Annotated in this window: 48 protein-coding genes; 40 read left to right on the forward strand and 8 right to left on the reverse strand. The window is 33.7% G+C overall.

Features of this window, described 5'->3' with window-relative positions; translation table 11 throughout:
• Positions 1-67: 67 nt before the first annotated feature.
• Genes MHI13_RS22740 through MHI13_RS22755 form a run of 4 tightly spaced genes read right to left on the reverse strand, consistent with a single transcriptional unit; the run spans position 68 to position 3,324 of the window.
• Entirely contained in the window at positions 68-1,117 is a 1,050-nt protein-coding gene (locus MHI13_RS22740; RefSeq protein ID WP_098905429.1) for a tyrosine-type recombinase/integrase, read from the reverse strand.
• 59 nt (positions 1,118-1,176) lie between these two features.
• Positions 1,177-2,502, reverse strand: coding sequence for a DUF4041 domain-containing protein (locus MHI13_RS22745; RefSeq protein ID WP_098905430.1), 1,326 nt, complete (start codon positions 2,500-2,502; stop codon positions 1,177-1,179).
• Positions 2,503-2,518: 16 nt separating this feature from the next.
• Positions 2,519-2,980, reverse strand: coding sequence for an ImmA/IrrE family metallo-endopeptidase (locus MHI13_RS22750; RefSeq protein WP_098905431.1), 462 nt, complete (start codon positions 2,978-2,980; stop codon positions 2,519-2,521).
• Between the two features lie 14 nt (positions 2,981-2,994).
• Positions 2,995-3,324, reverse strand: coding sequence for a helix-turn-helix domain-containing protein (locus tag MHI13_RS22755; RefSeq protein ID WP_193625969.1), 330 nt, complete (start codon positions 3,322-3,324; stop codon positions 2,995-2,997).
• Positions 3,325-3,484: 160 nt separating this feature from the next.
• Between MHI13_RS22755 and MHI13_RS22760 the strand changes: the two genes are divergently transcribed.
• The 4 genes from MHI13_RS22760 (at position 3,485) to MHI13_RS22775 (ending at position 5,700) form a co-directional block, all read left to right on the forward strand.
• Positions 3,485-3,676: a helix-turn-helix transcriptional regulator gene (locus MHI13_RS22760; RefSeq protein WP_193625970.1), complete on the forward strand. Its 192-nt coding sequence runs from the start codon at positions 3,485-3,487 to the stop codon at positions 3,674-3,676.
• Positions 3,677-3,726: 50 nt separating this feature from the next.
• Complete coding sequence (locus MHI13_RS22765) at positions 3,727-4,524, forward strand: DUF3102 domain-containing protein (protein ID WP_234752183.1); 798 nt, start codon at positions 3,727-3,729, stop codon at positions 4,522-4,524.
• 3 nt (positions 4,525-4,527) lie between these two features.
• On the forward strand, positions 4,528-5,370 hold the full coding sequence (locus MHI13_RS22770; RefSeq protein WP_234752182.1) for a ParB N-terminal domain-containing protein: 843 nt from the start codon (positions 4,528-4,530) through the stop codon (positions 5,368-5,370).
• A 96-nt stretch (positions 5,371-5,466) separates the two neighbouring features.
• Positions 5,467-5,700 (forward strand): Thoeris anti-defense Tad2 family protein, encoded by a 234-nt coding sequence (locus tag MHI13_RS22775; protein WP_030058915.1) that lies wholly within the window; start codon positions 5,467-5,469, stop codon positions 5,698-5,700.
• Here MHI13_RS22775 and MHI13_RS22780 read toward each other — a convergent pair.
• Positions 5,686-6,024 carry a hypothetical protein gene (locus MHI13_RS22780; protein WP_234752181.1) on the reverse strand — a complete coding sequence of 113 codons (339 nt, stop codon included), beginning with the start codon at positions 6,022-6,024 and terminating at the stop codon, positions 5,686-5,688. The genes MHI13_RS22775 and MHI13_RS22780 overlap by 15 nt on opposite strands.
• A gap of 211 nt (positions 6,025-6,235) precedes the next feature.
• Positions 6,236-6,412: a hypothetical protein gene (locus MHI13_RS22790; RefSeq protein ID WP_023350557.1), complete on the reverse strand. Its 177-nt coding sequence runs from the start codon at positions 6,410-6,412 to the stop codon at positions 6,236-6,238.
• Positions 6,413-6,471: 59 nt separating this feature from the next.
• On the opposite strand from MHI13_RS22790, the gene MHI13_RS22795 reads away from it, so the two are divergent.
• Both MHI13_RS22795 and MHI13_RS22800 read left to right on the forward strand, forming a co-directional pair.
• Entirely contained in the window at positions 6,472-6,639 is a 168-nt protein-coding gene (locus tag MHI13_RS22795; protein WP_168995380.1) for a hypothetical protein, read from the forward strand.
• 1 nt (position 6,640) lies between these two features.
• Positions 6,641-6,790 (forward strand): hypothetical protein, encoded by a 150-nt coding sequence (locus MHI13_RS22800; protein WP_168995382.1) that lies wholly within the window; start codon positions 6,641-6,643, stop codon positions 6,788-6,790.
• An 82-nt stretch (positions 6,791-6,872) separates the two neighbouring features.
• Here MHI13_RS22800 and MHI13_RS22805 read toward each other — a convergent pair whose 3' ends face one another.
• Positions 6,873-7,337 (reverse strand): hypothetical protein, encoded by a 465-nt coding sequence (locus MHI13_RS22805; RefSeq protein WP_049399208.1) that lies wholly within the window; start codon positions 7,335-7,337, stop codon positions 6,873-6,875.
• 55 nt (positions 7,338-7,392) lie between these two features.
• Here MHI13_RS22805 and MHI13_RS22810 point away from each other — a divergent pair, with 55 nt between their 5' ends.
• Entirely contained in the window at positions 7,393-7,602 is a 210-nt protein-coding gene (locus MHI13_RS22810; protein WP_049399210.1) for a hypothetical protein, read from the forward strand.
• A gap of 13 nt (positions 7,603-7,615) precedes the next feature.
• Entirely contained in the window at positions 7,616-7,762 is a 147-nt protein-coding gene (locus tag MHI13_RS22815; protein WP_168995383.1) for a hypothetical protein, read from the forward strand.
• Here the strand turns inward: MHI13_RS22815 and MHI13_RS22820 are convergent.
• A complete protein-coding gene (locus MHI13_RS22820) occupies positions 7,749-8,027 on the reverse strand; it encodes a hypothetical protein (RefSeq protein ID WP_168995384.1) in 279 nt (92 codons plus the stop codon). The genes MHI13_RS22815 and MHI13_RS22820 overlap by 14 nt on opposite strands.
• 157 nt (positions 8,028-8,184) lie before the next feature.
• Here MHI13_RS22820 and MHI13_RS22825 point away from each other — a divergent pair, with 157 nt between their 5' ends.
• From MHI13_RS22825 to MHI13_RS22980, 32 genes are all read left to right on the forward strand, one after another.
• On the forward strand, positions 8,185-8,403 hold the full coding sequence (locus MHI13_RS22825; RefSeq protein ID WP_098905438.1) for a hypothetical protein: 219 nt from the start codon (positions 8,185-8,187) through the stop codon (positions 8,401-8,403).
• A 21-nt stretch (positions 8,404-8,424) separates the two neighbouring features.
• On the forward strand, positions 8,425-8,706 hold the full coding sequence (locus tag MHI13_RS22830) for a hypothetical protein (RefSeq protein WP_234752180.1): 282 nt from the start codon (positions 8,425-8,427) through the stop codon (positions 8,704-8,706).
• A complete protein-coding gene (locus tag MHI13_RS22835) occupies positions 8,672-8,893 on the forward strand; it encodes a DUF2483 family protein (RefSeq protein WP_234752178.1) in 222 nt (73 codons plus the stop codon). The genes MHI13_RS22830 and MHI13_RS22835 overlap by 35 nt, the downstream gene beginning before the upstream one ends.
• A complete protein-coding gene (locus tag MHI13_RS22840; protein ID WP_234752176.1) occupies positions 8,886-9,524 on the forward strand; it encodes an ERF family protein in 639 nt (212 codons plus the stop codon). Before MHI13_RS22835 ends, MHI13_RS22840 begins: the two co-directional genes overlap by 8 nt.
• A complete protein-coding gene (gene ssb / locus MHI13_RS22845) occupies positions 9,521-9,943 on the forward strand; it encodes a single-stranded DNA-binding protein (protein WP_234752174.1) in 423 nt (140 codons plus the stop codon). The genes MHI13_RS22840 and ssb overlap by 4 nt, the downstream gene beginning before the upstream one ends.
• A gap of 11 nt (positions 9,944-9,954) precedes the next feature.
• On the forward strand, positions 9,955-10,626 hold the full coding sequence (locus tag MHI13_RS22850) for a putative HNHc nuclease (protein WP_234752173.1): 672 nt from the start codon (positions 9,955-9,957) through the stop codon (positions 10,624-10,626).
• Entirely contained in the window at positions 10,623-11,336 is a 714-nt protein-coding gene (locus MHI13_RS22855; protein WP_234752172.1) for a helix-turn-helix domain-containing protein, read from the forward strand. Before MHI13_RS22850 ends, MHI13_RS22855 begins: the two co-directional genes overlap by 4 nt.
• 19 nt (positions 11,337-11,355) lie before the next feature.
• Positions 11,356-12,117, forward strand: a complete 762-nt coding sequence (locus MHI13_RS22860) for an ATP-binding protein (RefSeq protein WP_445684217.1) — start codon at positions 11,356-11,358, stop codon at positions 12,115-12,117.
• On the forward strand, positions 12,111-12,266 hold the full coding sequence (locus MHI13_RS22865; RefSeq protein ID WP_168995397.1) for a hypothetical protein: 156 nt from the start codon (positions 12,111-12,113) through the stop codon (positions 12,264-12,266). The genes MHI13_RS22860 and MHI13_RS22865 overlap by 7 nt, the downstream gene beginning before the upstream one ends.
• Positions 12,267-12,268: 2 nt before the next feature.
• Positions 12,269-12,409, forward strand: a complete 141-nt coding sequence (locus MHI13_RS23535) for a hypothetical protein (RefSeq protein WP_445684218.1) — start codon at positions 12,269-12,271, stop codon at positions 12,407-12,409.
• 114 nt (positions 12,410-12,523) lie between these two features.
• Positions 12,524-12,931, forward strand: a complete 408-nt coding sequence (locus MHI13_RS22875; protein WP_234752166.1) for a DUF1064 domain-containing protein — start codon at positions 12,524-12,526, stop codon at positions 12,929-12,931.
• Complete coding sequence (locus tag MHI13_RS22880; protein WP_234752164.1) at positions 12,921-13,106, forward strand: hypothetical protein; 186 nt, start codon at positions 12,921-12,923, stop codon at positions 13,104-13,106. Before MHI13_RS22875 ends, MHI13_RS22880 begins: the two co-directional genes overlap by 11 nt.
• A 2-nt stretch (positions 13,107-13,108) precedes the next feature.
• The gene (locus MHI13_RS22885; protein WP_234752163.1) at positions 13,109-13,465 is read left to right on the forward strand and encodes an SA1788 family PVL leukocidin-associated protein; all 357 of its coding nucleotides are present in this window, start codon (positions 13,109-13,111) and stop codon (positions 13,463-13,465) included.
• A complete protein-coding gene (locus MHI13_RS22890; RefSeq protein ID WP_049399505.1) occupies positions 13,466-13,648 on the forward strand; it encodes a hypothetical protein in 183 nt (60 codons plus the stop codon).
• A gap of 188 nt (positions 13,649-13,836) precedes the next feature.
• On the forward strand, positions 13,837-14,154 hold the full coding sequence (locus MHI13_RS22895) for a MazG-like family protein (protein WP_243081566.1): 318 nt from the start codon (positions 13,837-13,839) through the stop codon (positions 14,152-14,154).
• 48 nt (positions 14,155-14,202) lie between these two features.
• Positions 14,203-14,379: a transcriptional activator RinB gene (gene rinB, locus MHI13_RS22900; RefSeq protein WP_064210305.1), complete on the forward strand. Its 177-nt coding sequence runs from the start codon at positions 14,203-14,205 to the stop codon at positions 14,377-14,379.
• A 124-nt stretch (positions 14,380-14,503) separates the two neighbouring features.
• Complete coding sequence (locus MHI13_RS22905) at positions 14,504-14,905, forward strand: hypothetical protein (RefSeq protein ID WP_103157017.1); 402 nt, start codon at positions 14,504-14,506, stop codon at positions 14,903-14,905.
• 275 nt (positions 14,906-15,180) lie between these two features.
• Positions 15,181-15,735 (forward strand): GIY-YIG nuclease family protein, encoded by a 555-nt coding sequence (locus MHI13_RS22910; RefSeq protein WP_234752158.1) that lies wholly within the window; start codon positions 15,181-15,183, stop codon positions 15,733-15,735.
• Between the two features lie 35 nt (positions 15,736-15,770).
• The gene (locus MHI13_RS22915; protein WP_070664179.1) at positions 15,771-16,199 is read left to right on the forward strand and encodes an HNH endonuclease; all 429 of its coding nucleotides are present in this window, start codon (positions 15,771-15,773) and stop codon (positions 16,197-16,199) included.
• Entirely contained in the window at positions 16,186-17,466 is a 1,281-nt protein-coding gene (locus tag MHI13_RS22920; protein ID WP_234752155.1) for a PBSX family phage terminase large subunit, read from the forward strand. Before MHI13_RS22915 ends, MHI13_RS22920 begins: the two co-directional genes overlap by 14 nt.
• 11 nt (positions 17,467-17,477) lie before the next feature.
• Positions 17,478-19,010, forward strand: coding sequence for a phage portal protein (locus MHI13_RS22925; protein ID WP_340762152.1), 1,533 nt, complete (start codon positions 17,478-17,480; stop codon positions 19,008-19,010).
• A gap of 6 nt (positions 19,011-19,016) precedes the next feature.
• Positions 19,017-19,967, forward strand: coding sequence for a minor capsid protein (locus tag MHI13_RS22930; protein WP_340762153.1), 951 nt, complete (start codon positions 19,017-19,019; stop codon positions 19,965-19,967).
• A gap of 19 nt (positions 19,968-19,986) precedes the next feature.
• A complete protein-coding gene (locus MHI13_RS22935; protein WP_340762155.1) occupies positions 19,987-20,532 on the forward strand; it encodes a hypothetical protein in 546 nt (181 codons plus the stop codon).
• A complete protein-coding gene (locus MHI13_RS22940; protein WP_017465052.1) occupies positions 20,525-20,668 on the forward strand; it encodes a hypothetical protein in 144 nt (47 codons plus the stop codon). Before MHI13_RS22935 ends, MHI13_RS22940 begins: the two co-directional genes overlap by 8 nt.
• A gap of 253 nt (positions 20,669-20,921) precedes the next feature.
• The gene (locus tag MHI13_RS22945) at positions 20,922-21,527 is read left to right on the forward strand and encodes a capsid assembly scaffolding protein Gp46 family protein (RefSeq protein ID WP_340762161.1); all 606 of its coding nucleotides are present in this window, start codon (positions 20,922-20,924) and stop codon (positions 21,525-21,527) included.
• Positions 21,528-21,542: 15 nt separating this feature from the next.
• Positions 21,543-22,472, forward strand: coding sequence for a phage major capsid protein (locus MHI13_RS22950; protein WP_340762163.1), 930 nt, complete (start codon positions 21,543-21,545; stop codon positions 22,470-22,472).
• 20 nt (positions 22,473-22,492) lie between these two features.
• Positions 22,493-22,762: a hypothetical protein gene (locus tag MHI13_RS22955; protein WP_072098683.1), complete on the forward strand. Its 270-nt coding sequence runs from the start codon at positions 22,493-22,495 to the stop codon at positions 22,760-22,762.
• A 1-nt stretch (position 22,763) separates the two neighbouring features.
• The gene (locus MHI13_RS22960) at positions 22,764-23,093 is read left to right on the forward strand and encodes a phage head-tail connector protein (protein ID WP_049399465.1); all 330 of its coding nucleotides are present in this window, start codon (positions 22,764-22,766) and stop codon (positions 23,091-23,093) included.
• Positions 23,090-23,392: a hypothetical protein gene (locus MHI13_RS22965; protein WP_098905457.1), complete on the forward strand. Its 303-nt coding sequence runs from the start codon at positions 23,090-23,092 to the stop codon at positions 23,390-23,392. Before MHI13_RS22960 ends, MHI13_RS22965 begins: the two co-directional genes overlap by 4 nt.
• Positions 23,392-23,754, forward strand: a complete 363-nt coding sequence (locus MHI13_RS22970) for an HK97-gp10 family putative phage morphogenesis protein (protein ID WP_098905458.1) — start codon at positions 23,392-23,394, stop codon at positions 23,752-23,754. Before MHI13_RS22965 ends, MHI13_RS22970 begins: the two co-directional genes overlap by 1 nt.
• A complete protein-coding gene (locus MHI13_RS22975; protein WP_098905459.1) occupies positions 23,754-24,143 on the forward strand; it encodes a hypothetical protein in 390 nt (129 codons plus the stop codon). Before MHI13_RS22970 ends, MHI13_RS22975 begins: the two co-directional genes overlap by 1 nt.
• A 43-nt stretch (positions 24,144-24,186) precedes the next feature.
• Positions 24,187-24,744 carry a phage major tail protein, TP901-1 family gene (locus tag MHI13_RS22980; protein WP_037549633.1) on the forward strand — a complete coding sequence of 186 codons (558 nt, stop codon included), beginning with the start codon at positions 24,187-24,189 and terminating at the stop codon, positions 24,742-24,744.
• Positions 24,745-24,805 lie beyond the last annotated feature (61 nt).

The raw sequence follows: 24,805 nt of genomic DNA on the forward strand, positions 1-24,805 counted from the left end.
ATCCCTCACTCTCCGTACTAAACACTTGATATGACAGGGTTTTGAGAGAGTAAGTGTCAAATATGTGTCAAGAGAATAATTCTCTGACACGTTGACCTTGCTCTTTTTTATGTTCTTCTAATAAATGAGAATACGTGTCTAATGTTTGAGATATAGTAGCGTGCCCTAAACGTTTACTTATATATTCAATTGGTATTCCTTTAGATAATAAATAAGAAGTGTGTGTATGTCTAAGTGAATAGGGTGTGATGTTATTATCGTTTAATCCGATAGCTTGTTTAGTGTGGTTAAAAGCGTTGCTTATGGCTGTATGACTAACGTTAAACAACTTACCATTAATACGACGAGGCAATTTTGATAATTTTGTATTAATATGTGTAATATCTTTTGGATTAACTTCAACATCTCGTTTTGAATTTTTTGTTTTTGTTCCTGGAAGATGAACGACTCCAGGTGCTTTATTTAAATCTTTGTACGTCATGTTGATCACATCACTATATCTCGCACCGGTTATCGATAATATATATAGAAATATATAACTCTCTTCATTTCTTGATTTAAAATAATCCATCATTGCTAAATAATCTTTAATAGTTATATATTTAAATTTTTCATCTTTCGCATTTTCAGTTCCATTAACAGTCACATTATAAGTAGGGTCTTTCCTTAAATAACCATCATAAACTGCATCTCTAATACATCTCATTAAGCATCCGTGTACTTTTCTTACTGTTTCATCTGTACGCCCTTTACCGTAGCTATTTAAAAACTTCTGATATTCTGTTCGAGTAATATTTTTCACTAACATGTGTTCTCCGAAGTGTTCGGTAAATAACTTGATAGCTCTTTCATACCAATAAAATTGTTTGGTAGATAACTGTTTCTTATTTTTAATTTCAATCCAGTCATTATAATAATCAACAAACCTTTTACTTTCTTCTATGTGGTTTCCATCTTCTAAATCTCTAATTAATTGTTGCGCTGCATTAGTGGCTTCTGCTTTAGTTTTGAATCCAGATTTACGTTTCTTCCCCGATTTTAAACTAGGGTGTTTAACGTCGTACTGCCACGATGAACTTGTTTTATTTTTACGTTTATTAACTGTAAATGTTGCCATTTTGCCTATTCCTCCTAAAAAAATAAAAAATAATAAGGGTAGGCATGCTACCCGTAAAATTATTGTGAAGTTAACCTTAAAGTTTCTCTGTATTGTAAAGCTTTTGGTTCGTCTGTAAATTGAACTGTATTATTGTGTTCTGATAAAATTTTATCCTTAATTTCATCAATATTAACTTTAAAGAATTCTTTTCTTCCATTAACTTTATTAACTTTATATTTTTTAAAGTGATTGTGCAATTTGCTTTCGAGTTCAAAAGCATTTTCAGAAAAAATTAAAGCGTGTACATCGAATTCAAAGGGAACAGAAGCGCTACTTAATTCATTAATTCTGTCCATAGGTTCTAATCTTCGTGTTACTCCAATCTTATAAACGTTTTCTCCAAACGAACCGATATTAGATATTACATAAACAAATCCTGACTGAGCATTTTCTTTTCTATCTTCTATATTTTCTCGTTCAGAACTTAAATTTTTTAGAGATTCGTCTAATTCTTTAATTTTTTCAATATATAATTCTTTTTCGACTTGTAGGTTAGTGTTATTAAGATACTTAGTCAGTTTTTCGATTTCGTTATTATGGTGTTTAATATCTTTATCAAGGTCTTTTAATTTTTTCTCCATCTCTTTTTCGGCTTGTTGTATTTCTTTCATTCTAGCTCGTTCTTCTCTTCTGACTATTTTTTCATCTTCTTGCTTAATTTTGTGTTTGTGTTTTAAATCTAACATCTCAAGTTTTATGTCTAGTAAGTCTTCTGGAATACGCACATTATCAGTTTCAAAAATTTTATTTATTCCTTCATAACTTTTAAATATTTTGTTCTGCAAACTTTCAATGTTTTTACCGTTTACATTATTAATTATTTGAGAAGTTTCAGCATTAAACAATCTTATGATTTGTTTAGCTTGCGCATTTTGATGTTTCTTATCCTCTTTAGAATCATTAAATATTTTCACTTTTTCAAGACTCACTAAATCTCTTTCTTTCATTTCTAATTTTTTTATGTGTGTATTAATTTCAGACGAGTCTACTTCTAGTAAATCAAAAGGATAAGTTAACTCTACATCATATTTAATCAATTTTTCATTTAGATAATTAGTTATTTGCTCAAGTTTTTTTGTACCTCTTTCTATATTTGTCATCAAATCTATTTTTAAGTTCTGCAACTCTTGTATTTCACTTTCCAAACTCTTATTTTTTTCTTTCAATTCTTGGAGTGTTGCCACATCAGGTTCTGCAATTTTTTTAACAACTATTAATTTATATAATGCATATATCGATAGAGCAAAAGGGATTATAGCAATACCTGGAGTGCCTATACTAATCAAAGATGTTACAAGGATGGTCCACATTATCCATTGCTTTTTAAAATTTTCTGTTTTCATTAAATTTCTCCTTTGTTTATATTTCTTTATATTTAAAAACTCTCAACGGATCAAATGTAATTAAGTATTCTCCGAAGTGAGTTCCAATACCATATTTATTTTTGTAATGTTTCAATATTTCTGCTATATATTTTTCGCTTAATTGAACATATTCAGCTAATTCATATAAGTTACTAATACCATAATTATATGCCTCCACAATGATGTGCAAAGGTAGGGCAGCTTCATATCCGTAACGCCTAGCATAGTTTTCAAATTTACGGTTGTTGAATTCAGATTGGTCTAAGATGTTCCCATATGTAAGTTTGTGATGTGCTAGTTCTTCGAAGAGAACCTCTGCTTTGCGTGTTTCGGATAGGTTGCTATTGATATAAATTTTACCATTTATATAAAAACCGGGTTGAAATTTAGGTAAACGATTAGTTTCTTCAATCTCTATCCAGTCGTTTTTAATACACAATTCTTCATATAACCCCATTCAATACACCCTTTTTAATTTCTTTTACTTTTAATAAATTTAATAAAGTCTTGAACTTCTTTCATTTCTTCTTCTGTTAGATCGTCTTTGTCAAAATGAGCAGCCATTGTATCTTGTTGTATTTCCTTTTTCCCTTCTGTAATTCTTGATTTAGGTACATTAAAGTAATCTGCAAGTTGTTGGATTCTTTTTATACGTGGATATTTTGTTTGTTGAATCCAATTTGAGACCGTAGGTTGAGTTACTCCAATAGCTTCAGCAAGTTCTTTTTGGTCGATATTTCTTTCTTTCATAAGTTCTTGTAGGCTTTCAGATAATTTTTTTCTAACGTTGTTATTTTCCATAAATGTCTCCTTTAATATTACTTAATGTAATATTAACTTACCACAACAAACATTACTTTACAATACTTTTTATAACTTTTATCGAAAAAATATAACTTTATCCGTTGACAAGTCATTTAAAGTAATATAAAGTTATACGTGTGAAAGAGAGGTGAACAACATGCCAGAACAACTAACAGTTAGAAAGTGGAGATTGATTAGAGATTTAAAGCAACAAGAAGTAGCGGATATTTTAGGAGTAAATCCTAAAACTGTCGGACATTGGGAAAAAGAAGAAACTGATTTAAGCAATGTAACAGTTTATGCTTTAGCAAAGTTATACGATGTAGAAATCGACCAAATTAAAATATAAAAAATTTTACCATTTGTATAACTTTTTATAACTTTTAAAAGGAGGTTAATATGAACGAACTACAACTTAGTAACGACTTAACCACAATAGAAACAGAAATTAAAAGTTATCAAAACATCGCTGGTCAGTCGATTTTCGAGATTGGACGAAGATTGAAGCACGTGAAAGAAAACGATTTAGCTCACGGAGAGTTCGGTAAATGGCTTGAAAAAGTTAATTTGAATAAATCGCAAGCAAGTAAATTTATTAAAGTTAGCGAAGAATTCTCTGAAATTTCCCCGGGGAAAAATCTAGGTTTGACTGTCATGTATGAATTAGCAACTTTACCTAACGACATAAGAGAAGAACCTCAAGAACTAAGCAACGGAGAAGTTAAGAAACCTTCAGATATGACACGAAAAGAATTAGAAGACTTAAAACGTCAACTTAAGCAACGTGACGAACAAAACGCTCAACTTCAATCTCAAGTAGAACAAGCGCAACGTTCTGAATCGATTGCACGTAAGCAACTCGAAGATGCAGAGAATAGGGAGCCAGAAGTGGTTGAGAAGTATACGGAGCCAGAAGATTATCAAAGCATAAAAAATATGAATGAACATCTTGAAAGTGAACGTGAATATTATAAAAATCTGGCAGACGACTTTAGGAATGAAGTTAAAGATATGATGGATCAACCTAGTAATGTGGCAACTTTCACTAAAGAGGATGACAACGAAGATTACACACCGATATTATTGAAAATTTTAGAACCATCAGAAGTATTTATTCAAAATTATAAACATCACATTAGTGAACAAGAAGTAATAAATAAATTAGAAAAAATTATTAAAAAGTTAAAGGAGCAATAAATTATGAAACGAGTAGATATTAACGGAGAAGCATTTGAACAAAACACAATGAATTTACCAGTAAACGAAGTATATAAAACGGACGATCTAGATATGTTTAAATTCACTAAATTCAATAGAAATGTTCTTTTCACGGATGAAATGTTGGAACAAGCAAAGGAAGGGTTTGTCAGTCCAATCATCGTTAACGAATACATGGTGGTTATCGACGGACAGCATAGATTGGAACACGCTAAAAAAGCAGGAGTACCGATTGAATATATCATTAAACCGGGATTAAATGAACATGACATAGTAAGAATGAACACAACACAAAGAAAATGGAACATGTTGAATTACATTGAAAGTTATGCGAATCAAGGTTCGGAAGAATATGTATCGCTATTAAATTTACTCAATAAAAAGTATGCAGGTACTACAGTAGTTATTTCAGTAGCAAGAAACCAAACTACAGCTACAGATGTTAATAAACTTATTAAATCAGGAAGTTTTGAATTTATTAATTTTGAAGAAACACTTAACTTCCTTAAATATTACGAGAAATTTAGAAAAGAAACTGATACCCCTAAAAGAACAAAACCAGCATTAGCGATGTATTCCTTATTTAGAATAGAGGGGTTTGATGGGGATAGATTGATAAGAAAAGTATTGCAAAAGAAATTTGATGATGACCTAAGAACTAAAGGTTATAACCTTACCGAAGCATTGAAAGAATTCATCGATAAATACAATGACAAATTAAGTCAAGATAGTCCTTTATTTATAGAATACTACATTAAAAATAATGGTGATTTAATTATTGAAAACGCTAGAAAAGAATGGGCACAAAAAAAGACTGCTAAATAAGCAGCCAACGAGTAAATATCAACAAGTTAATTATACCACACGAGGTGGTTCTGAGCCACCTCCCACAATCGAACAAACAAATTAAAGGAGGTAGCTATGAATATACAAGAGGCAACAAAGTTAGCTATGGAAAGAGGTAAACCAATTTATCGCTCATCTGAATTTGAAACATTTAGAAAACCAGGAGACAACTTAGAACTTTTACCTACAAATAGTTATGGATACGTAGTTGTGAAGCCAAGGCAAAAAGCCTTCTATCCATTGTGGCAACCAATGGCAGAAGACTTATTAGCTGATGATTGGGAAGTGGTGGGTCTAAAAAAGAATTAACTTTTTCAATTCATTAATCCTTTTTAGAACTTTATTTAGGTTCTTTGTATAACGATTTTGCATTTCAGCTATAGCTGATGGTTCTAGTAAAAATTCCGGATAACCATCCATTGTGGGTTTCTGTGTATTTAAATAGCCGTGGTTTGAAAGTTCCATTAAAGCTAAATGAAAATCTTCTAAATTTATACCAATAAAGTAATTATCACGAACACTATGTTCATCTTCAAAATATCTTGCTTCTCTTTTGGTTTTACCATCTTGAATATCGTCTTCATAACAACGATAAAGTTGAAGTAAAACGAACTCGGCTTCATTAGTAAGCACAATATCACCTCCTCATAAGGAGTATAGCAGAAAGATAAATTTATATATTAACCCACAATCGAGCAAACAAATTAAGGAGTGAATAGAATGGACAAACTATTTAAAACAACCCTCCTCATCACAATGGCAGTTGTGACGTGGAAGGTCATGAAGATTGAAGTAAATACTAGAAAAACGACAATTAATTTTACAAACAATAAAAATGTTAAAACTACTCGTCGTTTTGGTTCTTCTCAACAAAAGCTCTAGCATGTTCAAACGCCATTAAATATACAGCAAATGCTTCATCAAGCATATCTTGTTCGCTTTCATAATTACTTGGTTTGAATTCTTGAGTACTTAAATATGCATTTGCAAATTGTTGAGGGTCGAAATAAATTTTGTCCACATTGTACACCTCCTTTCATAAGGAGATAAAAACATTATACACGAAAGGGAGAAACAAAAATGAAAAGTTTAAAAATTCAATACGGAGTACCTGAAGCATCAAAAATCAAAAGTGCAGTAAATGAAATTGAAGAAGCTATCGAAGATTTAAATTATGACGCAATCGATATAGAGATAGGTATAGCGCCTAAACCAATTATCGAATATGACGAAGATGAGGAGGCATAACATGAACATTCTATACAAAACAACCCTCCTCATCACAATGGCAGTTGTGACGTGGAAGGTTTTAAAGATTGAGAGAATTTTAAAACCAGAAATACTTACTAGAGTTGTAAACAAAGAAAATGCAAAAAATGCAGAATTATTTCTTTTCTAACAGGAGGTTAAAAATATGCTATTTACAAATATTTGTATGTTGCTAACAGTAATTTTCATGATATTAGCATTAATCATTAACATTAAAAATTAAATTTACGTTTCTTGCTAAAGTACCAAATGCGCTTATCAGTAACTATTTCAACAACTTTAGGTTTTTCTTTCAGATGATAAGAAAATTCGATTTTTGCATTAGGTATAAAGATTTCATTTTCAGTAAAAGGACTACAACTATACGGAGATGTTAAGGGATTAGGATATCTCATATAAGCGTCTTTTGGAGATTGAATATGAATGTTATCTAATTTCATATTATCGCTATCAAATAGATTGATTTCTTTAACGGTAATTGTTTTTGGTGAAACATTTGCGATAACAAAACCACATTTTATCAAATTATTTTCATTATCTAGTTGATCGGTATAGAAATCGCTGATTTCAATGCTAGGTCGATTGCTTAAATAAGCATATAGAAAACTCGCTATTGCAACTAATAAGGCTATTACAGCAATTATATTGGAAAACAAAGTAGATTGAATAAATTCCATAGTAAACCCCCATTTTTATTTAATAAATTCATTATACACGAAAGGAATGTTTTAAATGGAATACATTGGATTCGCAGACGCCAAAGAATTCGTAAAAGTAAGTGGAATTTCTAAAAACGATTTAGAAAAGCACGTTTATAGCAATAAAGAATTTCAAGAGAAATGTATGTACCGATTTGGCAAAAATCATAAACGCTACATCAAGATTAGACCGGCAATTGACTTTATAGAACAAAATTTAATGGTGTCAGAAACGGCACTTTAGAGGAGGTTTACCGATGAACAAACTACAACTCATTAAAATAGCACTCCTAATCGTCATCTTGGCGGAAGAGATTAGAAATGCTATTTCCAACAGAAAATATAACTATGACTCTGTCAACGGTAAATGGGAAAGGAAAGGAAAAGCATCTATGCTTGCATGATTTTACTTATAAAGTCCCATTCTTTTTCATCATGTAAACCTTGGTAATTAGGTTTAACTTCAATAACCAATAAACGATCTGATTCATCGAAATAAGGTTGAAGTAATCTAGTTATTTGTTCTGGAGTATAACTTGAATTTACCAAGTAAGCAGATTCCCAATAACTACAATAACCATTTGATATTTCATTTCTAATTACCTTAAGCACATCAGTATATTTTTGACCTGGACTATTAAGGTCATAAGTTATCAAATATTTACCCATATTTATTACACCCCCAATCTATCGCAGTAACGATAAATATATTATACACGAAGGGAGTGGCCGTAATGCCTGAACACATTCAACAAATGTTATTTGATTTCGCATTAGAAAGAGGATATATCGAAAAACTTTTAGAAATGAAAGAAGAGGATGATAAATGAAGTACCTACTAAGCTACATGACGATGTTCATCGCAATGATCATCACATTACTTTTAGGAGGTGGTTTTACAACAATTATAGGCGTTGCAATTTTGACTTTTATCTTTAGCACATTCTTTTGGAATGAGTGGTTAAAAGAGAACGAAAAAAAGACTGAAAGACGCGTAAACGTCAAACAGTCGAAATTAAGTAATTGGGATTTTCTACATTACTAATATACAAGCGGAGGAGAAAAAATGCAAGAGGTAATCACAGTCAAGTTGACTAGAGAAGAATACTCTCAACTAATCAAAAACCAAATAGATTTAGATTTCTTGCAAAGCGATTACGACTATTTAAACAAACGTTACGAAGATATGTGTGACAGATATTTTGAACTTAGAAAAGATTTCAGAAAAGCTATAGAATCGTGCAAAACACAAAGTGAAACAATCGAAGTCATGGATAGAACAATCGACATGCTGCATAAAGGAGTGATTGAGATTGAAAGAGACAGTGACATATATCATCAAGCGTAAAGATAATGATCTATATATTACTAACATACCTAGCCATAATTTCCCTGCGATTAAATACTCAACAGAGTTCAGAGATGCTAAGGAATTTAACGGAATAGATAGAAGTTCAATAGATATGACTGAACACAAAGCTATCAAACATACGCACATAGAACAAGATATATATGAGGAGATTGAGTATGACTGAACAACTTAATTTATACCAAAAAATAGCTGATGTTAAAGCTAACATAGATGGCTTTACAAAAGATACGAAGGGCTACAACTATTCATATGTTAGTGGATCACAAGTATTACACAGAATACGCAACAAGATGATTGAACATAACTTGCTGTTAGTGCCTTATACAGAAAATGAAGAAATAATCGAAACTATAAACGCAAAAGGCAAAACAGAACACATCGTTAAATTGAAATTAACTTATAAATGGATTAACGCAGATAACCCTCAAGAAGTATTGGAGGTTCCTTTCTTTGCAGTAGGCCAACAAGATGATGTATCTAAAGCGCACGGTACAGCACTAACATATGCAGAACGTTATTTCCTAATGAAATTCTTCAATATTCCAACTGATGAAGATGACGCAGACGCAAAACAAAAGCAAGAGAGATATGCAACATCAAATAATCAATTGAAAGAGTTACTTAGACAAGAAGCAGATAGTTTTATCGAAATTGCTGAAAGAAGTAATGCTGCAAGCAAATATCAAGAACAGATAGAAAAATTAAAAAATATGAACGTAAATGATTTAAACAAGCAACAAATCAACGTTACAAGACAACAAATTAATAAATGGCTTGGAGGAATTAAAGAATGATAAACAGAGTAGTTTTAGTAGGTAGATTAACGAAAGATCCAAACTTTAATGAAGGCGATGTAGCGAATGCAAAATTTACATTAGCAGTAAATAGACCGTTTAAAAACAAAAATGGCGAACAAGAGGCTGATTTTATAAACGTAGTAGCTTTCAGACGACAAGCAGAAAACGTAAATAATTATCTATCAAAAGGACAACTTGCCGGAGTAGACGGTCGTATTCAGACACGCAGCTATGAAAAAGATGGCCAACGTGTATTCGTAACGGAAGTTGTGGCTGACAGCGTTCAATTTTTAGAACCAAAGAATAGCAACCAACAAAACAACCAACCTCAACAGCAACGAGGACAAGCACCAGCAGGAAACAACCCTTTTGGTAATAACAACGCAAATGTAGATGATGATGATTTACCATTCTAGGACTGATGTAGATGCCAATTATTAAAAATTACATCACTCAAGATGACGGTACAACCACCGTTGTCATTGAGGGTGTAGAACTAGATAACAAAACATCATTACTTTTAGACAATGGTTACGAAGTTGAAGTGGATGTAAGGGTAGTTGATCCGTTCAAGATTACAGATAAGCAACGTAGAAAGATATTCGCACTTTGTAACGACATAGAAGCGCATACTGGTCAACCCCGAGAATACATGAGGGAAATGTTCCAAGATTATATAACGTTTCTAAATGGCTATGATAAACGCTTGTCATTAAGTAATTGTTCAAGAGAACAAGCTAGTCAATTAATAGAAGTCATATTGGACTGGGTGTTTCACAATAATATACCACTTAATTATAAGACGAGTGACCTACTCAAAAATGATAAAGCGTTCCTATACTGGTCAACAGTCAATCGTAACTGTGTAATATGCGGAACGCCTAGAGCAGAACTTGCACATTATCACGCAGTAGGACGAGGACGTAATAGAAGAAAGATAGATCATACAGATAACAAAGTATTGGCTTTATGTACAAGACATCATAAGGAACAGCACCAAATAGGAATGGATAGTTTTAATGAGAAATACAAATTACATGACAGTTGGGTGTCTGTAGACGGAAGGCTCAATCGAATGTTGAAAGGAGAAAGTAAATGAATGATCAACCAAGTTACTATTCGATAATAACAGCTAACGTTAGATATGATAATCGACTTACAGATAGTGAAAAGTTGTTGTTTGCTGAAATCACTTCCTTAAGTAATAAATTTGGTTATTGCACAGCAAGTAATAACTACTTTGCAAAACTATACGAAGTAACCAAAAGAACTATATCAGCAAGAGTAAATAACCTTAAAGAACACGGTTACTTGAAAATTGAATTTGATTATAAAGGTAATGAAGTTAAACAACGAAGAATGTACCCCATGACGCAAACTTCTATACCTATAGAAGAAAATTTCCACAGGGGTATAGAAGAAAATTTCCTACCCCCTATAGAAGCAAACTTCCAAGAGAATAATACAAGTATTAATAATACAAGATTAAATACTACAAGTATAAATAATAATAGCGCAACTGACGTTACGCGTGAACGTTTTGAGGAATGGTGGTTGCTTTATGACAAAAAGCTAGATAAGAAAAAGGCGTTTTCTTTATTTAAATCATCACTTAAGAAACACGACTTTGAAACTATCATGAATGGTACTAGAGAGTACCTCAAAACCATTACTAATAAACAATATCAGAAACACCCTAAAACTTTCCTAGGTAACGAAAGCTATTTAAACGACTATAAACAAGAGTTACAACCTAGTGGCGTAGATCAACTTGAAAGAATGAAGTACGACCCTAGCTACTGGGATTAGGAGTGATTGAATGCAATCAATGGAAAGCCTAGCCAGAAATATAAAGCCCAATAAAAATATTGTTGAAGAAAAACACGACCTAAAGTGTGAGAAGTGTGGAAATCGTTACGACTATTACAAATTTAGCAACGGACATGAATTCAGACATGGTTGTGACTGTGCAATGATACAAGCTGGCAAAGAGGCAGAGAAAAAGCGCAAGCAAAAATATATCAACAATATCTTTAATCAATCCACTGTTAACCACTCATTACAAGGAGTAACGGTTAACAGTTACAAACCACAAAACGAACAACAAACACACGCTAAAAATACGGCTATAGAATACGTCAAAACGTTCTCAGTGGATAAACCTAAGTCATTAATATTACAGGGCTCGTATGGTACCGGAAAAAGCCATCTAGCCTATGCCATAGCAAAAGCGATAAAAAATGAAGGTTATTCGGTGGCATTTATGCACATTCCAATGCTTATGGAACGTATTAAAGCGACATATAACAAGAATGCTGCAGAAACAACAGATGAACTTGTACAACTACTAAGCAACATAGATTTACTAGTGCTTGATGATATAGGTGTAGAGAACACTGAACACACATTAAATAAACTATTCAGCATTGTAGATAACAGAGTTGGAAAGAATAACATCTTTACTACCAACTTTAGTGATAAACACTTAAATCAAGATATGAATTGGCAACGTATCAATTCGAGAATGAAACATAACGCTAGGACAGTAAAAGTTCTAGGCGATGACTACAGGGAGCGTGACGCATGGTAACGAAAGCAAACATCAAAGAGATATTAAAATGCAGTGATCTATACGCTCAAAAGATGATTAATTGGGCGAAAGATGATGAGGAATTGAATAACTTAATTAACAGCAAATTAGAAGAAAAAGCATACAGACAACCAATCGTGGAGGTGTAGTAATGGGATTGCGTGAGGGATATAAAGACAAATATTATTTATACACCATCGGCGGTTGGAGAATGTGCAGTGTCATACCTTTAGCAGAAGATGTGTTCAACATTGGCAACTATGCAGGTATGCACTTTCAAAAAGGTGTTTAATGGCAACGTCAATAAAGAAGAATTGGCGAAGTTGAAACGGAAACACAAGTTATACCGTAAGGAAGAATTGCAACAACAAACTACAATAGATGACTATTTATTTTGAGGTGGGACATGAGTAAATACAATGCTAAGAAAGTTGAGTATAAAGGAATTGTATTCGATAGCAAGGTCGAATGCGACTATTACCAATATTTAGAACGTAACTTAGGTGATGAATATGATCATATCGAGTTGCAACCTAGATATGAATTGATACCTAAAGTAAATAAGCAACGTAAAACAGAATACATCGCAGACTTTGCACTATTTAAAGATGACGTATTGGTCGAAGTGATAGATGTAAAAGGTATGCCGACAGAAGTAGCAAAATTGAAAGCGAAAATATTCAGAGATAAATACCCTAACATCAAGCTCACATGGATATGTAAAGCACCTAAGTATACAGGGCTTGAGTGGATAGAGTATGACGAACTGATTAAAGTTAGACGTAAGAGAAAGAGGGAGAACAATGGAGCCTAGAGAAGAACAAGTAATGCTCAAATTTAATATTACTGGTCACATCAACACATTTGTTCCAGTCGAAAAAGGTCAAGAACTGGAAGAAGCAGTGACTGATAAGTGCGAGAGTTTAGAAAATAATCCTAACGATATATTCAACATGAATTTTGAAATAGATAAAACAGAGGTGGAGTAAGCATGGAGACAATAGATTTTAAAGTTAAAGGAATTGAATACAGATTATACCCAGTGCATTTGAAAAAAATGGAGGAAGAAAATATTCAATTAGCTAATGTGAGAACCAGAATTGTCGATGGTTGGTATCTAGAAGACGCTGTAGAGGCACCAATCGGAATGAGATGCAAGGAATGGTTAAATTTGAAAGAAGATGTAGTTGAAGAAGAAACGCTTAAAGAAAAGCTAGAGAGATATAGAACAGAACGTTTAAAACGCAATAAACCTCACTTGTTTAACGTACCTCAGAAGCACAGCAGAGGTAAGTGGTGCAAGTATTTGATGGAGAACGATATCTTTCCTAAAAAGGTGGCGAGATAGATGGAATTACACAAATTAAATAAAGGTGATGATATTTGGTTTAAATACCCTAACGCTACAAACTCATTCCCAGCAGTTGTGGAAGAGTTCCACTATAACTTTAATGGCGAACCTTATTTAACCGTGTTGGTAGGTAGTGAGCGTGTAGAGATTGATGATAGATATGAAATAGTAAAGGTGTGAATTAGATGGCAGAAGTAACTAAGGAACAATTATTAGAATTCATTAGAAACAATGATTTAGATTGGGATGAAAGTTATCCACGTAGTGATTGGTGGAAGTTTAGAAATGAACGTGACAGTTTCCGTAAGCAACGTGATGAACTCATACAGGATATAGCTGAATTAAAAAAACAATTGGAGGATAAGGAAATGAAAAACACATTAGATCAATTAGTAGAACAAGTACAACAATGGAGCATTGATAAAGATTTGCACAATGGTAATTCAGATAGACAAGCACTTAAATTTTATGAAGAAGCCGGAGAAGTCGGCGCAGCATTATCACGTGGTAATTTAGAGGCTTTAAAAGACGGTATAGGCGATACAGTCGTTACATTAATCATATTATCGCAACAACATGATATGACATTACAGGAGTGTTTACAATTTGCTTATGACGAAATCAAAGGAAGAAAAGGAAAGACAATCAATGGAACATTCATCAAAGAAGCAGACCTTAAAGAATAAAGATATAGTAGCGGAGATTAAAAAAATATTAGGTAAGGAGTGAACGGAATGATTAAACGTATTTTAAAGATATGGTTCACTATCGCTATGTACGAGTTAGGTAAATGTATTGGTAGAGAGTTGTATTATAAGTTGACTGCAAACGATGAGGTGGAAGTGCCTAAGGACTTTGACGAACATGACCACGTTCATTTGAATGGATTATGGAGAGAGGTATTTAAATGACTTGGTGGATAGTGATTATTCCAGTTATGTATCTCGTTTGGTTGTGTGTAAAGAGTAAGGGAGATCATAAGTGATTTAGCTTATTATCTTATTGAGTAAATATGAAGATTAAGGAGGAACTCGATTGTATTCAAAAGAAGCAATATTAAACATGATTGATAACTACCAAATGACATGCAAATACTTAATTACTGTAATACCAGATTGTGATAGTAATTCGATTGCACAGTATGGCATACAAGCGACGTTACCTAAACCACAGGGGCAGAATGGTAGTAAGGTAGAGGACACTGTTATACGTCGTGAGAGAATGAGTAAACGTCATGCTCAGATGTTAGCGGAAGTAGAATTTATCAATCAATCCCAACAGAAGTTAGGACATGTTGACTTTATATTCTTAAGTCACTTAAAAAAGGGTAGACGCAGAGATGAAATAATAAAAGACATGCCAAACTCTCGGTTAAATAGAACTAACTTTTTGGCACGTAAAGATGACTTAGCAGAAAAAATATATTTATTACAGTGACGAAAATGACAAAAATGACGAAAATGACGAAAATGACACTATTTTAGAGTGGACAGAATTTTTAATATAATGGTAGTGCGAAGTATGTAATTACTTTGCGCATGTAAACCTTTCTATTTTTATTCCTTTCAAATGATCGAACATAATTTTTCTCCTTTCTGACCTATCTGAAAGACAATTCGGGTAGGTTTTTGTATGCTGATATGACATTAAAAAACGTGTGATATGAGTGTATAAACGTTTTAATTTCCTTTAATTCGGAGGTGATATATGAGATGAAATATGAAGTCTATAAAATTTCCAATGATATAAACGATAAATTGTATATAGGTATAACATCGTGTGGTATTAGTGTGAGGTTTAAACAACATTCTAAAGCCGAAAGTTATATTGGTAATGCAATTAGAAAACATGGAGTAGAGCATTTTAAAATTGAAGTTATTGACGTTGCTGAAACAAGAGAAGAAGTTATGGAAAAAGAAATGTATTGGATCGATTATTACAATAGCTTTAAGAAAGGTTACAATTTAACCATTGGTGGAGAAGGCGCATCGTTAAATTATAAGATTGAAATTAAATTAAACGACAAACAAAAAAACTTCATCACTTATGTAGAAAAAGAAAATAAAAAACCAATTGATGTTAACAATGGTGCAGCAATGATTAAAATGGGTTTAATTAACTTAATGCACTGTTATCTACTTTCTAATAATAAAAAAGATAAAAAAGAAAGTGCTAGACTGTTGTATAAGTTAAAAACTGATTTACTTCAATCAGTTTTACAAACTAAAGTCATTGATAAAGAAGAATTAAACAGTTGGGTGACCTGATATTACTATTTGTGCATTGGAGGTGATGTTAAATTATGGCTAAAAAAACATTATATGAAAAACTAGATATTGAAAGTAAATTAGGGCTTGTTGAAGGATGGAAGCGTGACGGGTTAACTGATGAGCAAATAGCGAAGAATTTAGGTGTTTCATGGAATACGCTAAAAAAATGGAAAGCGAATAAAGAAGCTTTTATGACTGCCATTAAAAAGGGCAAAGAAGTTTCTGATTATGAATTAGAAAACGCATTGCATAAGAGAGCTACAGGCTACTACTACGAAGAAGAAACGGTAACTAATGCGGGTAAGGTTGTCAAAGTTAAAAAGTACGAACACGCTAACCCTACGTCGCTTATATTTGCGCTTAAAAATAGATTGCCTAATAAATACAGAGATAAAGTTGAACAAGAAATCACTCAACGTAATATCGAAATCAACATAGGTGATTATGATGACGAATCTTAAACTTAATTTTAATAACCCAGAGAAAGTGTTTAACAAGAACATATTTGAAATACTTACCAACTATGACAATTTCACTGAAGTACATTATGGTGGTGGCTCAAGTGGTAAATCTCATGGGGTGATCCAAAAGGTAGTATTAAAAGCGTTGAATAAATGGAAATATCCTAGACGTATTCTTTGGCTTAGGAAGGTTCAGTCAACAATAAAAGATAGTTTATTTGAAGATGTTAAGAGTTGTTTAATTGATTACGGTATATGGGATATGTGCCAATGGAATAAAACTGATAATAAAGTAGTGCTGCCTAATGGTGCTACATTCTTATTCAAAGGTTTAGATAACCCAGAGAAGATTAAATCAATTAAAGGTATCTCAGACATTGTTATGGAAGAGGCTTCTGAGTTCACACTAAATGATTACACACAATTAACATTACGTTTAAGGGAGAAAAAGCATATGAAAAAACAAATATTCTTGATGTTTAACCCAGTTTCTAAATTGAACTGGGTTTATAAGTATTTCTTTGAACATGGTGAACCTATGGAAAATGTCATGATTAGACAATCTAGCTATCGGGATAATAAGTTCCTTGATGAAGTGACACGTCAGAACTTAGAGTTGTTAGCTAATCGTAATCCCGCTTATTACAAAATATATGCACTAGGTGAGTTTGCTACGTTAGATAAGTTAGTGTTTCCTAAGTATGAAAAGAGATTACTTAACAAACAAGAGTTAAGACAATTTCCCTCATATTTCGGTCTTGATTACGGGTACGTGAATGACCCGAGCGCATTTATACACTGTAAGATAGACGCTAAGAATAAGAAGTTGTACATTATTGAAGAATATGTCAAGACGGGTATGTTAAACGATGAGATAGCAGAAGTTATCAAACGTTTAGGATATTCCAAAGAAGAAATCTTTGCAGATAGCGCAGAACAAAAAAGTATAGCAGAAATGCGTAAACTGGGTATAGAACGTATTAAACCTGCACAAAAAGGCAAAGGTTCTATCATGCAGGGGCTACAATTTCTTATGCAATTCGATATAGTGATTGACGAGCGTTGTTTCAAAACTATTGAAGAGTTCGATAATTACACGTGGAAGAAAGATAAAAACACTGATGAATATATGAATGAACCAGTAGATACTTACAATCACTGCATCGATTCACTACGCTATTCTTGTTCTAAATTTTATAAACAGAAACCTAAAAAGAAAGCGCCACTTAAAAAATCTATAAACACCATTAAAGCTATGGGCTTATAAGGAGGTAACACATGGCACACGTAAACAACTTTGAAAGAGATTTTGAACGTCGTCAAATGCGTGATGAGATATATAGACGTGACGCAGTTGAAACGTACAAATACGATGGCACAGTACAAGACTTGTTAGATAACCCTAACGATATCAGTGACTTCATTCGTCATCATTTAGAGGCGCAAGTTCCGAGATTACAAATGTTAGATGATTATTATCAAGGTTTAAACTTCAATATCATGCGTAACAAACGTCGGAGAGAAAAACACTTAGCAGATAATAGAGCGGCACATGACTTCGCTTCATATATCACTGACTTTATTAATGGTTATTGCTTCGGCCATGCAATACAAGTGCAATCAGATAAAGAGATGACACAAAGTAAATTAAATGAGTTACACAGTCTTAACGATGTAGATAGTCACAATCGCTCTTTAGGTTTAGACTTGTCTATCTTTGGTAGAGCGTATGAATACATCATACGTAATCAAGAAGATGAGGTTAGAATTTATAAATCAGACCCACGCAATACATTTGTTATATACGATACTACCATTGAGAAAAATAGTATTATGGCTGTTAGATATTGGAAAGTATCGACAGAAGATAGTGTCGAGATGACTGAGGCAGAAAGCAATATCTACTATGTCGATGTCATTACTGATAAAGCAACATATTTCTTTGTGGCAAACAGTGTTACTAACTTAGAGTTATCAGAGCGCAAACCTCCTGAAGCTCATTCGTTTGGCAAAGTAACTATTACAGAGTTTAGCAATAATGAAAAGCGACGCGGAGACTTTGAAAAGGTCATACCGCTTATTGACTTATACGATGAGGCACAATCAGATACAGCTAACTACATGAGTGATTTAAATGACGCAATGCTACTCATCAAAGGCAACGTTGACCTGAATGAAGAAGTAGCGACACTGCAAAAAGAGGCTAATGTATTCCATCTAGCACCTCCTGAATATACAACGGTAGATGATAAAGTAACAGAAGGTAATGTAGACGCTCAATATATCTACAAACAATATGATGTAAGTGGTGTAGAAGCATATAAAACAAGAATTGCTAAAGACATTCATACACTTACTAACACACCAGATATGACTGACGAAAACTTTGGTGGACAGACCTCAGGTGAGGCTATGAAATATAAGTTATTTGGCTTAGAACAACGTACAGCGATTAAAGAAGGTCTATTTCGAAAAGGCTTAGTTAGACGTTACAAGCTAGTTGGAGAAATTATGAGTATCAATAGAGAGATAGATAAGGAAAACCTTAGAGACTTGATATTCACATTCACAAGAAACTTGCCTAAGTCACTGACAGAAGAAATGCAAATGTACATCAATTCTGGTGGAGAAATCAGTCAGAGAACATTAATGTCTCTGGTTTCTTTCATAGACAATCCTAAAGATGAAGTTGAACGTATCAGAAAAGAACAAGAAGAAAAGATAAAACATTCTGATGAGTTGATGTTCAATGATCTAACTGATAGCCAACCATCGGAAGAAGATGACGAAACATCTGACAATAAGGAGTGATAATACATGACTTATTGGGATGATAGAGCGAAAGAAATCATCAAAGATGAAACACTAAGCGATAAAGAAATGTCGCTCGAAATAGAACGTATCATCAACAACATGATTGATGATATCGAGAATGAGATATCTAAGTTCTACGCTCGATATGCAGACAGCGAAGGCATTAGTATTTCAGAAGCTAAAAAGAAAATTGATAACTTCGATGTTCAATCTTTCGCTAACAAAGCTAGAAAATATGTACAAGATAACGACTTTAGTGAAAGAGCAAATAGAGAACTAAAAAGATATAATACTGCGATGTACGTAAACAGGGAAAAGCTACTAAAAGCGCAACTAGGATTAATTGTAACGTACTCATATGCTCGTATAGAGCAATCTATTTATAATTACATGGAATCGTCTTATTATCGTTCTCTTGAGCAACAAGCAGGCATATTAGGTGAAACGTTACATGTATCATTAAGCGATGTTAAAACGATCGTTACTGCACCTTTCCAAAACTCTAATTGGTCTCGTAGACTATGGCGTGATATGAAAGTTGTTCGTGCTCATGTTGAAAAGGCTACAAGTCAAGTTTTGTTAAGAGGGCGACACCCTTATGAGTTTGTGAAAGAGTTCAGAAAAGAAACAGGTAATAGTACTTACGAAATAAGACGTTTACTCATAACAGAAACAGCTAGAGTACAAACGTTAGCTGCAAAGCGTCATATGTTAGAACAACATGGACCTGACGCAGAATATGAATATCACGCTAAGATGGATAGTAAGACAACCAAAACATGTCGTGGTTTAAATGGAAAAGTATTCAAAGTCAAAGATATGAAGCCTGGTGTTAATGCTCCTCCGATGCATCCATTCTGTCGGAGTGCTGTCGCACCACACATCGATCCTGATTGGCGTGATAAGTTCTTTGAAGAGCGCGAAGGAAGATATTTCGGAGGCGTTGTTAAATAATTAAAAGGAGGTGTTGTAAATGCCAGATGATAATAATCTTACAAATACACCGCCAGTTACTAATGAAGGTGTAGCAAAAGAAATTGTTGATAATTCCGTAGGGGATTATGAAGATGCTGATTGGGAAGAAGAAGAAGTGCTAGACACTGATTTCAGTGATGAAGAAGATGACATGTATGAAGATGACTTCATGGAAGATGACGACGAATTTGAAGAAGATGAAAACTGGGAAGAAGAGTACGACTTTTCTGATGACTTTGATCAAGAGGATTTAGATTTCTTAGAGGGGCTTGGTGGTCCTGAAGATGCATTAGAAGATGAGTACGAAGAAGATTACGAAACAGAAGAAGGCTTATATGACGTCACTGAACTTGATGGTGATACAATCGATGAGTATGACAAGTATGACGAAAGTTACTTACAAGACAGGCTAGATGATGTTTACGATGAATATAATCAAATCTTCAACAAAGAACCTTCAGACATCATCAAAGATAGTATGACGACACAAGAAAAAATAGACAAAATTGTTGATGCAATTCAAGAGGGTGGTAGCAGTGTATAACGAACGTATTGCTGCAGCCCTTGAAGGCATTCACAAAGAACTCAAGCGTCTGAATGACACAAACCCTAGTAACCGAGCACAAGCGAAACAGAAAGAACCTGAGAAGAAAGAGTTTAAACCTAAAAATTTCATCTGAGGTGGTACTTATGTCAAAGCTTGAAGCAGTTGGTCCTGGCGTTACCGCGCCAATATCTCGTCAGTAGGATACGTTAACCTACTCGACCTCAGTAAGTCGTTAAACTGCTCAATATTAAAAAATACTGAGCGGGCTTAAATCAAATGCGAATATCAAATATATCTAGCACACTAATTGGGCTTAATTGACTAATTGGGGTGCTATTTTTATGCGATTAAACATTGAATTTAAGACTGAACGGGAGGATATACAAATGAAATTAAATGACAAACTAAATCTAAATTTACAATTCTTCGCTGAAGATAACGGAGATGAACCTGGAGAAAGTAAAGAAAATACGCCAGAAAACAATGACGATCAAAAGCAAGAAACGTATACAAGAAGTGAAGTAGATTCTCAAATCAGTAAAGCTGTTGATTCTGCTTTATCAAAACGCGAACGTAAGCACCAGCAAGAATTAGAACAAGCTCGTGAAGAAGCTAAAAAAGAGGCTGAAAGCTACGCTAACTTAACTGAAAAAGAGAAGAAAGACAAAGAATTTGAGAAACGCGAACAAGCCTTAGCAGAAAAGGAAAAAGAATTTAAATTGCGTGAACTCAAAGCTGATGTAGAAAGTGACTTAAAAGAAAAAGGTCTACCTACTTCGTTTGCACAGTCTTTAATTCATTTGGAAGATAACGAACAAATTAATGATGTCGTTAATTCGATTAAAGAAGATTTCGACAAAGCTGTACAAGAACAAGTTAAAGAAGCTACACGTCAATCAACACCTTACGGACAAGGTAGTGACGTATCTTCTAAAAAAGAAACATCTAAAAGTTTTGCTGATTTAGCAAAAGAAAACAGAATTATTAAATAAACGGAGGCGTTATAAATGGCAGATGTAAAACCACAAACATTTAATCCAGATCATGTAATGATGCACGAACACAAGGAAGGCGAATTATTAAACGATTTTAACGAACCTATCCTTTTAGACGTATTACAAAACTCAAAGATTATGCAATTAGGCCAATACCAAGATATGGGTGGTAAATCAGAGAAAAAGTTCACTTATTGGGCAGATAAACCAGGTGCTTACTGGGTAGGAGAAGGTCAAAAAATTCAAACTTCTAAACCTAGCTTACTTGAGGCGTCTATGCGTTCTCATAAATTAGGTGTTATCATCGTTGCTTCTCGTGAATACTTAAACTACACTTACTCTCGTTTCTTCGAAGCGATGAAACCACAAATCGCTGAACAATTCTATAAAAAGTTTGACGAAGCAGGTTTGTTAAATGTAGATAACCCATTCAAACAATCAGTAGAACAATCAGCTACTGCAGCTAACAATGTAGTAAAAGGCGATATCACTTTAGATAATATCTTAGCTTTAGAGGACACTTTATTAGAAGATGATGTTGAAGCTAACGCTTTCTTATCTAAAACACAAAATCGCACTGCATTACGTGGAGTTCGTGATGAAGATACTAAAGAAAGCTATTATGACCGTGCTAACAACACTTTAGATGGATTACCTGTAGTTGACCTTAAATCAGATCAATTTAAAAAAGGCGACTTATACGCTGGGGACTTCAACAAAGTGTTTTATGGCATTCCTTACAACATGTCTTACAAAATTTCAGAAGATGGTCAATTATCAACTGTACAAAATGCTGACGGTTCACCAGTAAACTTATTCGAACAAGAATTAATCGCTTTACGTGTAACTATGGATGTTGCATTCCATATTGCAGATGACAAAGCATTTGCTAAATTAACAGCTGGTACTGCTTCAACTGGTGGAAATACTGAAACCGTATAAATAATCTAGGAGGTCTTACAATGACTTATTCTTACAAAGTCGTTCGAACGTTCATAGATAAAGAAAGCGGAAAAGTATATAAAGCAGGAGATGAATTCCCTACTGATATTACTAATGAACGTATCGAACAATTATTCCATAAACAAAACGTATATAACGAGCAATATATCGCTTTAGATGTAGATTCTAAAGCAACTAAAGCAGAATTGTTAGAAGTAGCTGAAAAACATAGTGTAGACGTATCTAAAGACGATACAAAAGCGGTAATTATAAAAACGTTGGAGGGATAACATGGCTACATTAGAAAATGTAAAAATGTTACTCTCTATCGATGATGATAAGCAAGATGAACTACTCAAAATAATCATAAACAATACAGAAAAGCGTTTGGTTAGTTTACTTCCTGTTGACATTGAAGAAGTTCCAGAACGATTGGAATACATTATCGAAGAAGTATCAGTCAAACGCTTTAATCGTGTTGGCGCTGAAGGAATGACGCAAGAAAGTATTGATGGACGTTCTAATACTTTTCAAAGCAATGATTTTGATGAGTATATGGACGTTATCGATGGTTTGTTTCCTAAAGAGACAAGTAAACGTGGTAGAGGTGTTTTCTATTGAGATACAACAAGCGTGTGAAGTTCTCTAAGGAAATTAAAGGTGGTTACAATCCTAAAACAAGTAAGTACGATGTTAAGGAACAAGTGTACAACGAAGTTCCTTGTAATATATCTCCCTTATCCCCACAACGTACTAATCTTGAGTATGGAGATGTAACCAAAGATATTAACGTCATTCGCTTAAATGGTCGTTTTGAACCAAAAGTGACTCATGCTTATATCAAAGGTTCAAAGTACATTATCACTAAACGTATCGACTATGAACACGACACTGTATTCTATGCTGAGGAGGTTAAATAGTGGCTGGAGATATCGATGCTCTAATTAGAAAGCTAGATCGAATGCACAGTAGCATTGATGATGACGTTGACGAAGTGCTCAAAAACAATGCTGGCAAGTTCGCTAGAGATACTGTTGTGAGCGCTAAGTCAGTAATGAATAAAGGTTACTGGACAGGAAATTTAGCTAGAATGATCAGAGATACAAAAATTGGCGATATGAAGTATGCTGTGACCTCTAACGCTGGGTACAGTTCGTTCCTTGAATACGGTACACGCTACATGGCTCCTGAAACGTTTATGTTCCCTGTTTATGAAAGATACACTCGAAAAGTCAGAGAGGACCTCGAGAAATTAATAAACGGTAAAATGGGGGGCATGTAATGAAACAATCAGCTAAACTTCAACTATTCAATTACTTATACGAAAAATTCAGTGAACTTGGTGTCCCTGTTATTGAAACAAAAGAGTTAAACCAAGAGTTGTCTTATCCCTTTATCGCTATTCAAACTACTACAGATAGCATGAACGTATTAACTTTTGACAGTTTCGGTGGTAATCCTACTGCTACTGTTCATTTGTGGGGGTTAGATGATGATAAAGGTATAAACGATAACTTGCTTATGCAAGTTCAAAATATCATGTTAGATGATATTCAACTCAATGGTTTCAATTTGTTTAATCCACAGTTAGATATCAACGAAGCTATCGAAATCGAAAGTAATCAAGCCTTATCACATATAACAATAAATATCGAATACACAAGTCATTAATTGGCTTGTTTTTTTTATACAATTTTTTAGGAGGGCAAAACCTATGGCAATTAAACAAGGTACTGATGAGTTAGTCTTGATTCGTAAGGCTGGCGATAAAAAAGATGCAAATAAAGTAATGTGGGTAACAGAATTAGAACGCGAAACTGAAAAAGATAGAGATACAGAAGCTACTGTTGATGGTCCTGTTAACTCTGGAGGTACTTTAGAGTCTACTGTAACTATCACTTGCTACATGAACCAAGATGATACGTTATGCGATGAAATCGAAGACGCTACAGAAGAAGATGTACCATATGAATTATGGGTCATTAACAAAAAAGTGAAAAATTCGGAAGGTAAATACAAAGCTGAATATCGTCAAGGTTATTGGAATAGTATTGACCGTACAAATGACGCTGATGATATCGCAGAATTCGAAACAGAATTTGGTGTATATCTTAAAAAGAAACGTGGATGGGCTACTTTACCAGAACAAATCGAGAAAAACAAAGCAGCTTATGGCTTCCACGATACTGTTGCCGCAGATCCTGCGAACGATGGTCTTGCGTCAGAAGATATCCCACAACCTAACCAACCTAGCACAGTAGAAAGTGTATAACAATGAGGGCTTCAAAGCCCTCTTTTCTTTTTGACTAATAAAATAAAGCGAGGTAATTAAA

The sequence above is a fragment of the Staphylococcus sp. FSL K6-0223 genome (genome assembly GCF_038008285.1).

Excerpts from the sequence above, each read along its gene's own strand:
- MHI13_RS22880 (WP_234752164.1), top strand. The coding sequence starts at position 12,921 with ATGGAGCCTAGAGAAGAACAAGTAATGCTCAAATTTAATATTACTGGT.
- MHI13_RS22775 (WP_030058915.1), top strand. The coding sequence starts at position 5,467 with ATGAATATACAAGAGGCAACAAAGTTAGCTATGGAAAGAGGTAAACCA.
- MHI13_RS22945 (WP_340762161.1), top strand. The coding sequence starts at position 20,922 with ATGAAATTAAATGACAAACTAAATCTAAATTTACAATTCTTCGCTGAA.
- MHI13_RS22850 (WP_234752173.1), top strand. The coding sequence starts at position 9,955 with ATGCCAATTATTAAAAATTACATCACTCAAGATGACGGTACAACCACC.
- MHI13_RS22865 (WP_168995397.1), top strand. The coding sequence starts at position 12,111 with ATGGTAACGAAAGCAAACATCAAAGAGATATTAAAATGCAGTGATCTA.
- MHI13_RS22825 (WP_098905438.1), top strand. The coding sequence starts at position 8,185 with ATGAAGTACCTACTAAGCTACATGACGATGTTCATCGCAATGATCATC.
- MHI13_RS22765 (WP_234752183.1), top strand. The coding sequence starts at position 3,727 with ATGAACGAACTACAACTTAGTAACGACTTAACCACAATAGAAACAGAA.
- MHI13_RS22830 (WP_234752180.1), top strand. The coding sequence starts at position 8,425 with ATGCAAGAGGTAATCACAGTCAAGTTGACTAGAGAAGAATACTCTCAA.
- MHI13_RS22755 (WP_193625969.1), bottom strand. The coding sequence starts at position 3,324 with ATGGAAAATAACAACGTTAGAAAAAAATTATCTGAAAGCCTACAAGAA.
- MHI13_RS22955 (WP_072098683.1), top strand. The coding sequence starts at position 22,493 with ATGACTTATTCTTACAAAGTCGTTCGAACGTTCATAGATAAAGAAAGC.
- MHI13_RS22890 (WP_049399505.1), top strand. The coding sequence starts at position 13,466 with ATGGAATTACACAAATTAAATAAAGGTGATGATATTTGGTTTAAATAC.
- MHI13_RS22875 (WP_234752166.1), top strand. The coding sequence starts at position 12,524 with ATGAGTAAATACAATGCTAAGAAAGTTGAGTATAAAGGAATTGTATTC.
- MHI13_RS22950 (WP_340762163.1), top strand. The coding sequence starts at position 21,543 with ATGGCAGATGTAAAACCACAAACATTTAATCCAGATCATGTAATGATG.
- MHI13_RS22960 (WP_049399465.1), top strand. The coding sequence starts at position 22,764 with ATGGCTACATTAGAAAATGTAAAAATGTTACTCTCTATCGATGATGAT.
- MHI13_RS22915 (WP_070664179.1), top strand. The coding sequence starts at position 15,771 with ATGGCTAAAAAAACATTATATGAAAAACTAGATATTGAAAGTAAATTA.
- MHI13_RS22820 (WP_168995384.1), bottom strand. The coding sequence starts at position 8,027 with ATGGGTAAATATTTGATAACTTATGACCTTAATAGTCCAGGTCAAAAA.
- rinB (WP_064210305.1), top strand. The coding sequence starts at position 14,203 with ATGATTAAACGTATTTTAAAGATATGGTTCACTATCGCTATGTACGAG.
- MHI13_RS22760 (WP_193625970.1), top strand. The coding sequence starts at position 3,485 with ATGCCAGAACAACTAACAGTTAGAAAGTGGAGATTGATTAGAGATTTA.
- MHI13_RS22920 (WP_234752155.1), top strand. The coding sequence starts at position 16,186 with ATGACGAATCTTAAACTTAATTTTAATAACCCAGAGAAAGTGTTTAAC.
- MHI13_RS22840 (WP_234752176.1), top strand. The coding sequence starts at position 8,886 with ATGACTGAACAACTTAATTTATACCAAAAAATAGCTGATGTTAAAGCT.
- MHI13_RS22750 (WP_098905431.1), bottom strand. The coding sequence starts at position 2,980 with ATGGGGTTATATGAAGAATTGTGTATTAAAAACGACTGGATAGAGATT.
- MHI13_RS22930 (WP_340762153.1), top strand. The coding sequence starts at position 19,017 with ATGACTTATTGGGATGATAGAGCGAAAGAAATCATCAAAGATGAAACA.
- MHI13_RS22805 (WP_049399208.1), bottom strand. The coding sequence starts at position 7,337 with ATGGAATTTATTCAATCTACTTTGTTTTCCAATATAATTGCTGTAATA.
- MHI13_RS22855 (WP_234752172.1), top strand. The coding sequence starts at position 10,623 with ATGAATGATCAACCAAGTTACTATTCGATAATAACAGCTAACGTTAGA.
- MHI13_RS22815 (WP_168995383.1), top strand. The coding sequence starts at position 7,616 with ATGAACAAACTACAACTCATTAAAATAGCACTCCTAATCGTCATCTTG.
- MHI13_RS22740 (WP_098905429.1), bottom strand. The coding sequence starts at position 1,117 with ATGGCAACATTTACAGTTAATAAACGTAAAAATAAAACAAGTTCATCG.
- MHI13_RS22925 (WP_340762152.1), top strand. The coding sequence starts at position 17,478 with ATGGCACACGTAAACAACTTTGAAAGAGATTTTGAACGTCGTCAAATG.
- MHI13_RS23535 (WP_445684218.1), top strand. The coding sequence starts at position 12,269 with ATGGGATTGCGTGAGGGATATAAAGACAAATATTATTTATACACCATC.
- ssb (WP_234752174.1), top strand. The coding sequence starts at position 9,521 with ATGATAAACAGAGTAGTTTTAGTAGGTAGATTAACGAAAGATCCAAAC.
- MHI13_RS22935 (WP_340762155.1), top strand. The coding sequence starts at position 19,987 with ATGCCAGATGATAATAATCTTACAAATACACCGCCAGTTACTAATGAA.
- MHI13_RS22860 (WP_445684217.1), top strand. The coding sequence starts at position 11,356 with ATGGAAAGCCTAGCCAGAAATATAAAGCCCAATAAAAATATTGTTGAA.
- MHI13_RS22800 (WP_168995382.1), top strand. The coding sequence starts at position 6,641 with ATGAACATTCTATACAAAACAACCCTCCTCATCACAATGGCAGTTGTG.
- MHI13_RS22770 (WP_234752182.1), top strand. The coding sequence starts at position 4,528 with ATGAAACGAGTAGATATTAACGGAGAAGCATTTGAACAAAACACAATG.
- MHI13_RS22975 (WP_098905459.1), top strand. The coding sequence starts at position 23,754 with ATGAAACAATCAGCTAAACTTCAACTATTCAATTACTTATACGAAAAA.
- MHI13_RS22980 (WP_037549633.1), top strand. The coding sequence starts at position 24,187 with ATGGCAATTAAACAAGGTACTGATGAGTTAGTCTTGATTCGTAAGGCT.
- MHI13_RS22810 (WP_049399210.1), top strand. The coding sequence starts at position 7,393 with ATGGAATACATTGGATTCGCAGACGCCAAAGAATTCGTAAAAGTAAGT.
- MHI13_RS22795 (WP_168995380.1), top strand. The coding sequence starts at position 6,472 with ATGAAAAGTTTAAAAATTCAATACGGAGTACCTGAAGCATCAAAAATC.
- MHI13_RS22910 (WP_234752158.1), top strand. The coding sequence starts at position 15,181 with ATGAAATATGAAGTCTATAAAATTTCCAATGATATAAACGATAAATTG.
- MHI13_RS22885 (WP_234752163.1), top strand. The coding sequence starts at position 13,109 with ATGGAGACAATAGATTTTAAAGTTAAAGGAATTGAATACAGATTATAC.
- MHI13_RS22895 (WP_243081566.1), top strand. The coding sequence starts at position 13,837 with ATGAAAAACACATTAGATCAATTAGTAGAACAAGTACAACAATGGAGC.
- MHI13_RS22745 (WP_098905430.1), bottom strand. The coding sequence starts at position 2,502 with ATGAAAACAGAAAATTTTAAAAAGCAATGGATAATGTGGACCATCCTT.